Below are 12,468 nucleotides of genomic sequence, written 5' to 3' on the forward strand. Positions count from 1 at the left end.
ACACCCGTTCCCATGCCGAACACGGAAGTTAAGCGTCTCAGCGCCGAAAGTAGTTGGGGGATCTCCCCCTGTGAGGATAGGACGTTGCCAGGCAAACGGTGGTTCTGGAGCATTCGCTCAAGGGCCGCCGTTTTTTCTTATCATCGATTAAGTCTAGTGGAAGAGAGGACGTAAGAAATGGCTAAGAAGATCAAAGTATATGTCGAACCAAATGAAACGGTCAGCGAATGTTTAGATCGAATCAATGAAATGGGTTATCGTCCTATACGCCGCATTGAAAAGCCCGTCTTTGAGCAAACGGGAGCCAAAGATGAACCTGTCCATTCCCATCAATCGATTTTATTTGAATGCGTCTCTAAAGAATCCTAATGCCAAGCCGTCACACTATCTGTGTGACGGCTTTTTTATATCTTAAAATGAATGCTCGCGTTCAAAGCATCGGTCTCCAAGCACATCCAATAAAGTTTGAGCGCGTTTCTCTATCTTTTTAGGAAGATTCTCTTTACTAAAGTATTCAAGAGCCAGGCTTTCACCGTTTTCCATAAGAAGTTCTCCATGTACTCCTTTTGCCTGATATAAATGGATGACACCGTATGTTTCATCGCCGTTCGGATATTTAAAATAACCATCTGAACCGGAAAAGACTTGAATGAATTCAAATTTCTTAGCGAAAAGTCCAGTTTCTTCTTTTAATTCTCGTGCAGCGACTTCTTCCAACGTTTCTCCGAGCTCCATCGATCCTCCTGGTAAACCCCAGTCAAGTGTATCCGATCGGAATTGCATCAGTACCTCTTGTTTTTGATTGATGACTAAAATGGTCGCTCCGACGCTGATGATCGGACGGTTGCCAATCACTTCCCGAAGACTCGATATGTAACTCATCTAACTCCCCCTTTTATAATAGAATACAGGATATGCAAAGAAGATTCTTCTTATATCCAAAAAGCGAACGATAAATATTCAGACAATTAAAATGTTCGCAGTTTATTGACATGTTTTCAAAGAACAAGGTACGATAGGCGTGTGAGATAGGAAAAATAAATAGTGCTCCATATAATCGCAAGGAAATGGCTTGCAAGTTTCTACCTGATCACCGATTCTGATCAGACTATGGGGTGTAGCTGACGTGTATTTGTCATGCCTATACCCTAAACTGATTGCTCGGTTTAGGGATTTCTTTTTGTAAGGGGGACATTTGGAATGAACGTAGTAGTTGGAGTAATCATGGGTAGTTCATCTGACTGGGAGACGATGAAACATACATGTGACATGTTAGATGAGTTACAGATTCCATATGAAAAACAAGTCATATCAGCTCACCGTACACCTGACCTTATGTTCGAATATGCTGAAGAGGCACGGGGCAGAGGCATTCATGTAATCATTGCGGGTGCTGGTGGAGCAGCCCACCTTCCTGGAATGGTAGCTGCGAAAACGACACTTCCTGTCATCGGTGTCCCTGTTCAGTCTAAAGCTCTCAATGGAATGGATTCGCTACTCTCGATTGTTCAGATGCCTGCAGGAATTCCAGTAGCAACTGTTGCGATTGGTAAAGCAGGAGCAACGAATGCGGGATTACTTGCTGCTCAAATTCTTAGCATTCACTCCACAGACATTACAAATCGACTTGATGCATTTCGGGAGAAGAAACAAGAGATGGCGATGCGAGGAACGGAGGAGTTGGTCTGATGAGAATCGGAATTTTAGGTGGAGGACAACTTGGACGGATGATGTCTCTTAGTGCGAGTGCAATGGGGTATACGACACTTTGTCTCGATCCAAACCCACATGCACCGACTGCTCAAGTGGCAGATTCAATTGTTGCCTCATTTGATGATGTCGATGCCGCAAAGAAACTCGCCGACCATTCTGACATCGTGACGTACGAATTCGAGAATATCGACACAGAAATGATTGCTGCAATTGAAGAAAAATGTCCACAAGGAATGGATGTATTGAAAGCGACGCAACATCGCATCTTAGAAAAACAAATGATTGAATCTGCAGGACTACGAGTCGCACCTTATGTTTCAGTACGTACCGCTCGAGATGTTCGGGAGGCGAAAGAGAAGCTTGGGTTGCCATTTGTCGTCAAAACGTGTCGCTTCGGCTATGACGGAAAAGGGCAAACAGTCATTCGGACGGAACAGGATGTTCAGGCATTCATTGAACAGTTCACGGAACAAGAATATGTCGCTGAAGCTTGGTTGCCGTTTGAAAAAGAGATCTCGGTCATTGTGACGCGTGGAGAAGAAGAAACGTCAACGTTCCCAATCAGTGAAAATATTCATCATAACAACATTCTACATCTATCCATCGTACCGGCTCGTGTCGCTGATGAGATTCAAGAAGATGCGAGACATCTCGCACTTCAACTCGCAGACCACATCGGGTTGATGGGAACACTCGCTGTCGAGTTGTTTGTCATGCCAGATGGTCGCCTTTACGTAAACGAACTCGCACCACGTCCACATAATTCTGGACACTACACGATTGATGCATGTGAGACCTCACAATTTGAACAACACATTCGAGCCGTGACAGGGATGCGTCTCGGACGAACGACACTGACCACTCCGGTTGTCATGGTCAATCTTCTCGGCGAACATATGCAACGACTCAATGTCAAAGCATTGCCATCGAATGTTAAACTACATCTGTATGGAAAAGATGAAGCGAAGACAGGTCGCAAGATGGGACACTTGAATGTTCTCGGTGACACGGTCGAGGATGCGCTTCATACCATCGAACAACTGGCAATTTGGAAGGAGACCGTTTTATGATTTCACGCTACACCCGCCCAGAGATGGCGAACATTTGGACCGATCAAAACAAGTTCGAGGCTTGGTTAAAAGTTGAGCTTTACGCGTGTGAGGCTTGGAGTGAACTTGGAATTATCCCGAAAGAAGATGTACAAGTCCTTTGGGACAAAGCATCGTTTGATGTTGATCGTATTTTAGAAATTGAACAAGAGACGCGTCACGATGTGATTGCGTTCACGCGTGCCGTTTCCGAGACACTCGGGGAAGAGAAGAAGTGGGTACACTACGGTTTGACGTCGACGGATGTCGTCGATACGGCGCTCTCGTACTTAATCAAGCAAGCGAATGATATTTTAGAAGCCGATTTAGATCGCTTCATCGGCATTCTTGCAGAAAAAGCAAAAGCGCATAAATATGACATCATGATGGGACGGACACACGGTGTGCACGCAGAGCCGACAACGTTCGGTTTGAAGCTCGCCCTTTGGTATGAAGAAATGAAGCGCAACAAGAAACGCTTCATGGCAGCACGCGAAACGATTGAGTTTGGGAAAATGAGTGGAGCCGTCGGGACGTTTGCGAATATCGACCCATTCATCGAATCATATGTGTGTGACAAACTCGGAATCCAAGCTGCACCGATCTCGACACAGACGCTCCAACGTGACCGTCATGCCGAGTATATGTCGACGCTCGCTTTGATTGCGACATCGATTGAAAAGATGGCTACAGAGATTCGCGGTCTTCAAAAGACAGAGACACGTGAAGTGGAAGAGTTCTTCGCCAAAGGACAAAAAGGATCGTCGGCGATGCCGCATAAACGAAACCCAATCGGTTCTGAAAACATGACGGGTCTTGCGCGTGTCATTCGCGGTCATATGATGACGGCTTACGAAAACGTTCCGCTTTGGCATGAGCGTGACATCTCGCACTCGTCAGCAGAACGAATCATTATCCCGGATGCGACGATTCTTCTCAACTATATGTTGAATCGATTCGGCAATATCGTGAAGAACTTGACGGTCTTCCCAGATAACATGCGTCGCAACATGGACCGTACGTTCGGGATTATCTTCTCGCAACGTATTCTGCTCGGTCTCATCGAGAAAGGCTGGTCGCGTGAAGCTGCATATGACGCGGTTCAACCGAAGGCGATGCAAGCATGGGAAGAAGAGACGATGTTCCGAACATTGATTGAAGAGGACAAAGAAATGGGCGCACTCTTTACGAGTGAAGAGCTCGATGAATTGTTCGATCCGCGTTATCACGTACGCCGTGTCGATACAATTTTTGAACGCTGTGGTTTGTAATCGTTGAGGGGCGATATGCCCCTCTCACTTTTAAGGGGGACGGTTCAGATGAAAGCAATTTACGAAGGCAAGGCGAAAGCGTTATTTGAGACAGAAGAAGCGGGTGTGCTTCGCGTGTATTACAAAGATGATGCGACAGCATTCAATGGAGAGAAGAAAGAGTCAATCGATGGGAAGGGGATCCTGAACAACGCCATCACGACGCAGCTGTTCGAATTGATGCATGACAACAAGATTCCGACGCACTTTATCAAACAAATCTCAGAGCGAGAACAGTTGGTACGCCGTGTCGACATCATTCCATTAGAAGTAGTCGTTCGAAACGTAGCGGCTGGAAGCCTGGCGAAACGACTCGGTTGGGAAGAAGGGACACCGCTCCTTGCACCGATTGTCGAGTTCTACTATAAGGATGATGCGCTCGGGGATCCACTCCTAACAGAAGACCATATCCGTTTATTGCAAGTCGCTACACATAAAGAAGTCGAAACATTGCGACAACTTGGCCTTTGGGTAAACGATGTATTACTCGATTTCTTCGGTCAACATGGCATTGACGTGATTGATTTTAAACTAGAATTCGGGAAAGTGGACGGAACCATCATCTTAGCGGATGAGATTTCACCAGACACGTGCCGACTGTGGGACAAAGAGACGAAACAAAAGTTGGATAAGGACGTATTCCGTCGCGATTTAGGTTCTTTGACTGAGACGTATGGACAATTGTTAACACGCATAGGGGGAAATGGACAATGAAAAAAGTAAACGTGTATGTGACATTACGTGAAAGTGTACTCGACCCACAAGGAGTAGCTGTGAAAGGCGGACTCGAGCATCTTGGATTTGCTGGAATTGAATCGGTTCGCATCGGGAAAGTCATCGAGCTTCAGGTCGCTGATGAAACGACAGAAGACATGGTCAAAGAGATGTGTGAGAAACTACTCGTCAACACGGTCATTGAAAATTATGAAATCGAGATGGGGGTACTTGCATGAAGTTCGCGGTCATCGTCTTTCCAGGATCAAACTGTGACCTCGACATGTATCATGCGGTAAAAGACGTGCTCGGGGAAGAAGCGGAATACGTGTTCCATACAGAAACCTCACTTGAAGGGTTCGATGGGGTGCTCTTACCAGGTGGCTTTTCATATGGAGATTACTTGCGTTGCGGGTCAATCGCTCAATTTTCACCGATTATGGCTGAGGTAAAACGTTTCGCAGAAGAAGGACGTCCGGTGCTTGGGGTATGTAACGGATTCCAAGTACTTGTCGAAGCGGGACTCCTCCCAGGCGTGTTGATGCGAAATCGTGATTTGAAATTCATGTGTAAGACTGTCGAACTCGTCGTCGAAAATAACGAGACGATGTTCACAAGTGACTATGCGGCACAGGAAACGATTCGCGTGCCAATCGCACACGGTGAGGGCAACTACTACTGTGACGAGGCGACACTCGAGACATTGAAGGCAAATGGTCAGATTGCGTTCACCTATAAAGAGAACCCGAACGGATCGGTCGAACAGATCGCCGGCATCACGAACGAAGTAGGAAACGTACTCGGCATGATGCCACACCCAGAGCGTGCGGTCGAAGCATTGCTCGGTGGGGAAGACGGTAAACGGTTATTCACGTCAATTGTAAAATGGGGGGCACGACATGTTACTTACAACTGAACCGACAGCTACGCAAATCCGCGATGAAAAGATTTATGCCACGATGGGATTATCGGACGACGAATACGCACTCGTCGTCTCACTGCTTGGCCGGGAGCCAAACTATACAGAAATCGGTCTCTTCTCGGTCATGTGGTCTGAACACTGTTCGTACAAAAACTCGAAACCTGTGCTCCGGAAGTTTCCTACAACCGGAAAGCACGTCTTACAAGGACCAGGAGAAGGGGCGGGAATCGTCGATATCGGAGACGGTCAAGCTGTCGCCTTTAAAATCGAGAGTCATAACCACCCGTCAGCGATTGAACCTTATCAAGGAGCGGCGACTGGGGTGGGCGGAATCATTCGTGACATCTTCTCGATGGGTGCCCGTCCGATTGCATTGTTGAACTCACTCCGTTTCGGAGATTTGAACGAATCACGTGTGAAACATTTATTCGGTCATGTCGTGTCAGGCATTGCCGGCTACGGAAACTGTGTTGGTATCCCGACTGTCGGTGGCGAAGTCGCCTTTGACCCGGCCTACTCTGGAAACCCACTCGTCAACGCAATGTGCGTCGGTTTCATCCGTCATGAAGACATTCAAAAAGGAATCGCAGAAGGTGTCGGGAACTCGGTCATGTATGTCGGAGCGACGACTGGACGCGACGGAATCCATGGTGCCACATTCGCCTCTGAAGAACTCGGGGAAGACGCGGACGAAAAGCGTCCAGCCGTACAAGTCGGAGACCCGTTCATGGAGAAGCTATTGATTGAAGCGTGTCTTGAAGTCATCAAACACCCGGCGCTCGTCGGGATTCAAGACATGGGGGCAGCTGGATTGACATCTTCTTCAGCTGAGATGGCCTCAAAAGCCGGCATGGGGATTGAGATGAACTTAGACCTCGTCCCGCAACGCGAGACAGGCATGACGCCTTACGAGATGATGCTATCGGAATCACAAGAGCGGATGCTTCTCGTTGTCAAAGCCGGACATGAAGACGAGATTGAAGCGATCGTGACGAAGTGGGGACTTCACGCGATCAAGGTCGGCGAGGTCATCGAAGAGAAAGTGCTTCGCCTCGTTCACCAAGGAGAGGTCGCAGCAGAGGTACCGGTCGACGCGCTCGCAGAAGACGCTCCTGTCTATCATAAACCTTCAAAAGTACCAGCCTACTACGAAGCTTTCCAAGCCATGAGTCCTGTCACACCAATCGTCGAAGATGTGATGGCGACTTGGAAAGACGTGCTTGCGATGCCGAGCATCGCCTCGAAACGTTGGGTGTATGAGCAATACGACCATATGGTTCAAACATCGACAGTCGTCGCACCGGGCAGTGATGCTGCAGTCATCCGCATTCGTGAGACGGAGAAGTCGCTCGCGATGACGACCGACTGTAACGCGAAATACGTCTATCTCGACCCGCGTGTCGGTGGGGCAATCGCTGTCGCTGAAGCGGCACGTAACATCGTCGCAAGTGGTGCAGAGCCTCTTGCTTTGACGGACTGTCTCAACTTCGGCAGCCCGGATAAACCGGAAGGGTTCTGGCAACTCGACCAAGCCGTTGAAGGAATGGCGGAAGCGTGCCGGACGCTCGATACACCTGTCATTGGTGGAAACGTATCGTTATACAACGAATCGAACGGACAAGCCATTTATCCGACACCGGTCGTTGGAATGGTCGGTCTCATTGAGAAGCCAGAGCATATTACGACATCGTTTGCGAAACATGGCGGAGACGTCGTCTTCTTACTCGGAGAGACAAAAACAGAATTTGGTGGCAGTGCCCTTCAAATGCTCCAAGACGGAAAAGTGAGCGGACATGCGCCGACACTCGACCTTCAGGAAGAGCGTCAGACGCAGAAAGCATTACTTCAAGCGATTCGTGAAGGTCTTGTCACGGCGGCACACGATGTGTCAGAAGGTGGTCTTGCGGCAGCGTTACCAGAACTCGTTTTCGGAACAGGGTTCGGTGTCGACGTCACAATCGATACAGAACTCGTCACTGCGCTATTTAGTGAATCCCAGTCACGCTTCCTCGTGACAGTCGACCAAACAAAAGCAGAGGCATTCGCGAGCATGACGAACGGAACGGCAATCGGTACGGTCACAGAAGCGGCAACTGTTGTTGTTCGCGCGAGCGATCGCTTGATTGAAATGGATGTGCAAGAGTTGGAACGTGTATGGGAAGGAGCTATTCCATGTTATATGACATCCGAGGCATGAACGAGGAATGTGGCGTCTTCGGTGTGTTCGGTCACATCGAAGCGTCACACCTTGCCTACTACGGACTTCACAGTTTGCAGCACCGTGGCCAAGAAGGAACGGGAATCGTAACGGCGGACGGAGAGCGTCTCCACGCGAAACGTGGACTCGGGCTCGTCACCGAAGTATTTGACGAAACGTCTCTCGACGCACTCACCGGGAATCATGCAATCGGTCACGTACGCTATTCGACAGCGGGCGGCAACACGCTCGAGAACGTTCAACCGCTCCATTTCAAGTCGTTGACAGGGGACTTGGCGATGGCGCATAACGGAAACCTTGTGAATGCGACTGAGTTGAAACATATGCTCGAAGCGGAGGGTGCGATCTTCCAAACGACGTCTGACACGGAAGTCGTGGCCCATCTTATTAAGCGGAGTCGCGGTAATTCATTGAAAGAACGCATTGCGGATAGCTTGGCTCGTCTCGTTGGAGCATTCGCCTTCTTATTTTTGACAGAAGATGCCCTATACGTCGGAGTCGACGTTCATGGGTTACGTCCCTTGTCACTCGGGAAGACGGAAGACGGTGCGTACGTTTTCGCATCAGAGACATGTGCGTTTGACGTCGTTGGAGCAACGTATGTCCGAGACGTTGAACCAGGCGAGTTACTCATGATTACGAATGAGGGCATCACATCTGAACGTTTCAGTGAAGCGGCAGTTCGTGCGATGTGTTCGATGGAATACATTTACTTCTCACGTCCGGACTCGATCATCGACGGCATCAACGTGCATACGGCGCGCAAAGCTATGGGGAAAAAGATGTTCGAAGAAGCGCCGGTCGAAGCGGATGTCGTGACGGGGGTGCCGGACTCGAGTATTTCCGCGGCAATCGGTTATGCCGAAGCGAGTGGAATCCCATACGAGATGGGACTCATTAAGAACCGTTATGTCGGACGGACATTCATTCAACCTTCTCAGGAATTACGGGAGCGCGGCGTGAAGATGAAACTGTCGGCGTTACGCGGTGTCGTGAATGGGAAGCGGGTCATCATGGTCGATGATTCCATCGTCCGAGGAACGACGAGCCGCCGAATCGTCACTTTGCTTCGAGAGGCAGGCGCGACGGAAGTGCATGTGCGCATCACGTCACCGCCAATCAAGCATCCATGCTATTACGGAATCGATACATCAACAAAGGAAGAGTTAATTGCGGCAACCAAATCCGTTGAAGAAATTAGAGAAGAGATTGGTGCCGACACACTAGCGTTTCTCACATTGGATGGAACGGTCGAAGCCATCGATCGTCCATTTGAAGGAGCGCTACGCGGGCAGTGTGCTGCATGCTTCACGGGACTTTATCCGACTGAACTTGCAGAACTCGTGACAGAGACAAAGGCTTAAGGGGGAAAACCGATGAGCGTTCGATATGAACAAGCGGGTGTGAATTTAGAAGCAGGATACGAGGCCGTATCCCGTATGAAACGTCACGTCGCTCGGACGATGCGTCCGGAAGTGATGACAGGTCTCGGTAGTTTCGGGGCGATGATTGACCTCGGCTCGATGAACATGAAACATCCCATTCTCGTGAGTGGGACGGATGGGGTCGGGACGAAGCTGAAGTTGGCTTTCGCGCTCGACCAACATGACACGATTGGAATTGATTGCGTCGCGATGTGCGTCAACGATTGCCTCGTTCATGGAGCAGAACCGCTCTATTTCCTCGACTATATTGCGACAGGAAAAGCAGAACCGGCTAAACTTGAGCGCATCGTTGCCGGGGTCGCTGAAGGATGTGTCCAAGCCGGTTGTGCCCTCGTCGGAGGAGAGACGGCTGAGATGCCTGGAATGTACCCGGATGGAGAGTATGACATTGCCGGGTTTGCGGTCGGGGTCGTTGAGAAAGAGCACTTACTCGATGGTTCAACGATTCAGGATGGAGATGTCGTTCTAGGGCTTGCTTCTTCAGGTGTTCATTCAAACGGTTTTTCTCTTGTACGTCATATCGTCGAAGCGCAAGGTCTTCACTATACGGATGAAATTGCGATGCTTGATACGACACTTGGGAACGCGTTGCTTCTTCCGACACGCATTTACGCTGAAGCGGCGAAAGCGGCGATTTCGACAGGTAAAGTACAAGGAATGGCACACATCACAGGTGGTGGCTTCTATGAGAATGTCCCTCGTATGTTACCGGAAGGACTCGGGATCACGTTCGATGCATCGAGTTGGCCAAGCCTTCCTGTCTTCGACTGGCTCGAACAAGTCGGAAACATCTCGAAACAGGAAATGTTCAACGTCTTCAACATGGGCATTGGTTATATGATTACGGTACGTCCTGAAGATGTGGAACTGGTCGAAGCGGCGCTCGAACGTGTCGGTGAAACAGCGCATCGAATCGGGAAAGTCGAGAGTCGTCCAGGAATCCGAATCTCAGGAGTGGACCAATGAAACGATTTGCCATCTTTGCATCAGGGTCAGGGAGTAACGCTGAAGCCATTTGGCAGGCGATTGCCGATAGGCAATTGTCAGCCGAATGCGTGCTACTCGTCACGGACAAACCAGAAGCGACGGTTCTCGACCGTGCGGAGCGTCACGGAATTCCGAGTTTTTCCTTCACACCGAAAACGTATGCGTCTAAAGAGGAGTTCGAGGAAGAAATCCTCGTCCTTCTCGATTCGCTTCGAGTGGACTATATTGTGTTAGCAGGGTATATGCGCTTGATTGGAAATGTGTTACTATCCGCATATCCGAACCGAATCATAAACATTCATCCTTCGCTCTTGCCCGCCTTTCCGGGGAAAGACGCGATTGGTCAGGCGCTTGACGCGAACGTGTCGACGAGTGGCGTGACGGTTCATTATGTGGATGCGGGGATGGACACGGGTCCGATCATCGCACAAGCGTCAGTCGAGATTGAAGGATGCGACCGCACGGAAGCGACACGACGCATTCAAGCGATTGAACATCAACTGTATCCGCGCGTATTACAACAAGTGTTGAATCAACAGGAGGTTTTCAAGTGAGAGCATTATTAAGTGTTTCTGATAAAACAGGAATTGTGGAACTAGCAACTGTCCTACATGAGGCGGGCATCGAACTCATCTCGACAGGAGGGACCGAGGCGGCACTCCAACAAGCCGGTTTACCGGTCAAAAACATCTCTGAGGTGACATCGTTCCCTGAAATGTTAGATGGTCGTGTCAAGACGTTACACCCACTCGTTCACGGCGGATTGCTCGGACGTCGCGACCTCGATACACATGTCGCTCAAATGAAAGACCATGATATCGAACCGATTGATTACGTGGTCGTCAATCTTTATCCGTTTAAAGAGACAATCGCAAAAGAAAATACGACGTATGAAGAAGCGATTGAAAATATCGATATCGGTGGACCGAGTATGTTGCGTTCAGCTGCGAAAAACCATGCGAGCGTCACGGTCGTCGTTGATCCGAATGACTATACATTCGTTGCAGATGAAGTACGTAAAGGTGGCACATCATTTGAGACACGCCAACGTCTCGCCACGAAAGCGTTCCGTCATACGGCTGCTTATGACGCATTGATCGCCGATTATTTAGGGCGTCAAATCGGAGAAACCTTCCCAGAGCAGTTGACAGTCACGTATGAAAAAGTTCAAGACCTTCGTTATGGAGAAAACCCGCACCAACAAGCGGCGTTTTATAAGACGCCATTGTATGATGGGATGACACTCGCGAATGCGACACAACTCCACGGGAAAGAACTTTCGTATAACAACATTCAGGATACGAATGCGGCCCTTGAAGCACTCAGCGAATTGAACGAACCGGCTGCTGTTGTCGTCAAACATATGAACCCATGTGGTGTCGCGGTAGGACGGACGATTTCTCAGGCGTTCGAACGTGCACATGCGGCTGACCCGGTCTCTATTTTTGGTGGGATCGTTGCCTTGAACCGCGAAGTCGATGTAGAAACGGCAGATGCCCTTCGTAACATCTTTTTAGAGATCATTATTGCTCCATCCTTTAGTGAGGCAGCACTTGAACGATTGAAAGAGAAGAAGAACCTTCGTCTGTTAACGTTGGATATGGGTCAAATGACAGGGATGCGCTTAACGGCTGTCGCTGGAGGATTGCTCGTACAAGATGGGGACGACATGACACTCGATGATGCGGCTTGCCAAATCGTGACGGACCGTCGCCCGACAGCATCCGAATGGGAAGATTTAAAACTCGCATGGCGCGTCGTCAAACACGTGAAGTCAAACGCCATTGTCGTAGCGAAAGATGAGACGACGATTGGGATTGGAGCGGGGCAGATGAACCGCGTCGGAGCAGCAAAAATCGCTTTCGAACAAGCGGGTGAGCGTGCGACAGGCGCAGCGCTTGGAAGTGACGCGTTCTTCCCTATGGCAGACACAGTCGAAGCGGCAGCAGCGGCAGGTATTACAGCCATCATTCAACCAGGTGGGTCGATCCGCGATGCCGAATCGATTGAAGCAGCAAACCGTCACGGCATTACGATGGTATTCACATCGGTCAGACATTTCAAACACTGA

13 protein-coding genes, 1 rRNA gene and 1 riboswitch are annotated in these 12,468 nt (G+C 49.4%); of the genes, 13 read left to right on the plus strand and 1 reads right to left on the minus strand.

The window, feature by feature from the left end; all coding sequences use genetic code 11:
- Together rrf and ACQKD4_RS12160 are read left to right on the plus strand one after the other, a co-directional pair.
- Positions 1 to 93, plus strand: a 5S ribosomal RNA gene (rrf, locus tag ACQKD4_RS12155); the annotation flags it as partial.
- Positions 94 to 177: 84 nt separating this feature from the next.
- Positions 178 to 369 (plus strand): NETI motif-containing protein, encoded by a 192-nt coding sequence (locus tag ACQKD4_RS12160; protein WP_015880702.1) that lies wholly within the window; start codon positions 178 to 180, stop codon positions 367 to 369.
- Positions 370 to 411: 42 nt separating this feature from the next.
- Here the strand turns inward: ACQKD4_RS12160 and ACQKD4_RS12165 are convergent, their stop codons facing one another.
- Positions 412 to 882: an NUDIX hydrolase gene (locus ACQKD4_RS12165; protein ID WP_427373504.1), complete on the minus strand. Its 471-nt coding sequence runs from the start codon at positions 880 to 882 to the stop codon at positions 412 to 414.
- A gap of 147 nt (positions 883 to 1,029) precedes the next feature.
- Positions 1,030 to 1,131: riboswitch (purine riboswitch) on the plus strand.
- A 69-nt stretch (positions 1,132 to 1,200) separates the two neighbouring features.
- On the opposite strand from ACQKD4_RS12165, the gene purE reads away from it, so the two are divergent.
- From purE to purH, 11 genes are read left to right on the plus strand one after another with little or no spacing between them, the layout of a single operon-like run.
- A complete protein-coding gene (purE, locus tag ACQKD4_RS12170) occupies positions 1,201 to 1,689 on the plus strand; it encodes a 5-(carboxyamino)imidazole ribonucleotide mutase (protein WP_427373505.1) in 489 nt (162 codons plus the stop codon).
- Complete coding sequence (gene purK / locus ACQKD4_RS12175) at positions 1,689 to 2,783, plus strand: 5-(carboxyamino)imidazole ribonucleotide synthase (RefSeq protein WP_427373506.1); 1,095 nt, start codon at positions 1,689 to 1,691, stop codon at positions 2,781 to 2,783. Before purE ends, purK begins: the two co-directional genes overlap by 1 nt.
- The gene (gene purB / locus ACQKD4_RS12180) at positions 2,780 to 4,072 is read left to right on the plus strand and encodes an adenylosuccinate lyase (RefSeq protein WP_214696700.1); all 1,293 of its coding nucleotides are present in this window, start codon (positions 2,780 to 2,782) and stop codon (positions 4,070 to 4,072) included. Before purK ends, purB begins: the two co-directional genes overlap by 4 nt.
- Positions 4,073 to 4,120: 48 nt before the next feature.
- Positions 4,121 to 4,825, plus strand: a complete 705-nt coding sequence (gene purC, locus ACQKD4_RS12185; protein ID WP_214776119.1) for a phosphoribosylaminoimidazolesuccinocarboxamide synthase — start codon at positions 4,121 to 4,123, stop codon at positions 4,823 to 4,825.
- Positions 4,822 to 5,064 (plus strand): phosphoribosylformylglycinamidine synthase subunit PurS, encoded by a 243-nt coding sequence (gene purS, locus ACQKD4_RS12190; RefSeq protein WP_074032936.1) that lies wholly within the window; start codon positions 4,822 to 4,824, stop codon positions 5,062 to 5,064. The genes purC and purS overlap by 4 nt, the downstream gene beginning before the upstream one ends.
- Positions 5,061 to 5,741 (plus strand): phosphoribosylformylglycinamidine synthase subunit PurQ, encoded by a 681-nt coding sequence (gene purQ, locus ACQKD4_RS12195; RefSeq protein WP_427373507.1) that lies wholly within the window; start codon positions 5,061 to 5,063, stop codon positions 5,739 to 5,741. The genes purS and purQ overlap by 4 nt, the downstream gene beginning before the upstream one ends.
- Positions 5,725 to 7,944: a phosphoribosylformylglycinamidine synthase subunit PurL gene (gene purL / locus ACQKD4_RS12200; RefSeq protein ID WP_427373508.1), complete on the plus strand. Its 2,220-nt coding sequence runs from the start codon at positions 5,725 to 5,727 to the stop codon at positions 7,942 to 7,944. Before purQ ends, purL begins: the two co-directional genes overlap by 17 nt.
- Positions 7,920 to 9,329 (plus strand): amidophosphoribosyltransferase, encoded by a 1,410-nt coding sequence (gene purF / locus ACQKD4_RS12205; protein ID WP_074032942.1) that lies wholly within the window; start codon positions 7,920 to 7,922, stop codon positions 9,327 to 9,329. The genes purL and purF overlap by 25 nt, the downstream gene beginning before the upstream one ends.
- 12 nt (positions 9,330 to 9,341) lie before the next feature.
- Positions 9,342 to 10,376: a phosphoribosylformylglycinamidine cyclo-ligase gene (gene purM, locus ACQKD4_RS12210; protein ID WP_214696720.1), complete on the plus strand. Its 1,035-nt coding sequence runs from the start codon at positions 9,342 to 9,344 to the stop codon at positions 10,374 to 10,376.
- A complete protein-coding gene (purN, locus tag ACQKD4_RS12215) occupies positions 10,373 to 10,951 on the plus strand; it encodes a phosphoribosylglycinamide formyltransferase (protein WP_224863424.1) in 579 nt (192 codons plus the stop codon). The genes purM and purN overlap by 4 nt, the downstream gene beginning before the upstream one ends.
- The gene (purH, locus tag ACQKD4_RS12220) at positions 10,948 to 12,468 is read left to right on the plus strand and encodes a bifunctional phosphoribosylaminoimidazolecarboxamide formyltransferase/IMP cyclohydrolase (protein ID WP_427373510.1); all 1,521 of its coding nucleotides are present in this window, start codon (positions 10,948 to 10,950) and stop codon (positions 12,466 to 12,468) included. The genes purN and purH overlap by 4 nt, the downstream gene beginning before the upstream one ends.

It is taken from the genome of Exiguobacterium sp. NPDC077395 (assembly GCF_050269125.1).
GTDB classification, from domain to species: Bacteria; Bacillota; Bacilli; order Exiguobacteriales; family Exiguobacteriaceae; genus Exiguobacterium; species Exiguobacterium aestuarii_A.

Bases quoted from the DNA above. Each gene is read 5' to 3' on its own strand.
- ACQKD4_RS12160 (WP_015880702.1), top strand. From the start codon at position 178: ATGGCTAAGAAGATCAAAGTATATGTCGAACCAAATGAAACGGTCAGC.
- ACQKD4_RS12165 (WP_427373504.1), bottom strand. From the start codon at position 882: ATGAGTTACATATCGAGTCTTCGGGAAGTGATTGGCAACCGTCCGATC.
- purE (WP_427373505.1), top strand. From the start codon at position 1,201: ATGAACGTAGTAGTTGGAGTAATCATGGGTAGTTCATCTGACTGGGAG.
- purK (WP_427373506.1), top strand. From the start codon at position 1,689: ATGAGAATCGGAATTTTAGGTGGAGGACAACTTGGACGGATGATGTCT.
- purB (WP_214696700.1), top strand. From the start codon at position 2,780: ATGATTTCACGCTACACCCGCCCAGAGATGGCGAACATTTGGACCGAT.
- purC (WP_214776119.1), top strand. From the start codon at position 4,121: ATGAAAGCAATTTACGAAGGCAAGGCGAAAGCGTTATTTGAGACAGAA.
- purS (WP_074032936.1), top strand. From the start codon at position 4,822: ATGAAAAAAGTAAACGTGTATGTGACATTACGTGAAAGTGTACTCGAC.
- purQ (WP_427373507.1), top strand. From the start codon at position 5,061: ATGAAGTTCGCGGTCATCGTCTTTCCAGGATCAAACTGTGACCTCGAC.
- purL (WP_427373508.1), top strand. From the start codon at position 5,725: ATGTTACTTACAACTGAACCGACAGCTACGCAAATCCGCGATGAAAAG.
- purF (WP_074032942.1), top strand. From the start codon at position 7,920: ATGTTATATGACATCCGAGGCATGAACGAGGAATGTGGCGTCTTCGGT.
- purM (WP_214696720.1), top strand. From the start codon at position 9,342: ATGAGCGTTCGATATGAACAAGCGGGTGTGAATTTAGAAGCAGGATAC.
- purN (WP_224863424.1), top strand. From the start codon at position 10,373: ATGAAACGATTTGCCATCTTTGCATCAGGGTCAGGGAGTAACGCTGAA.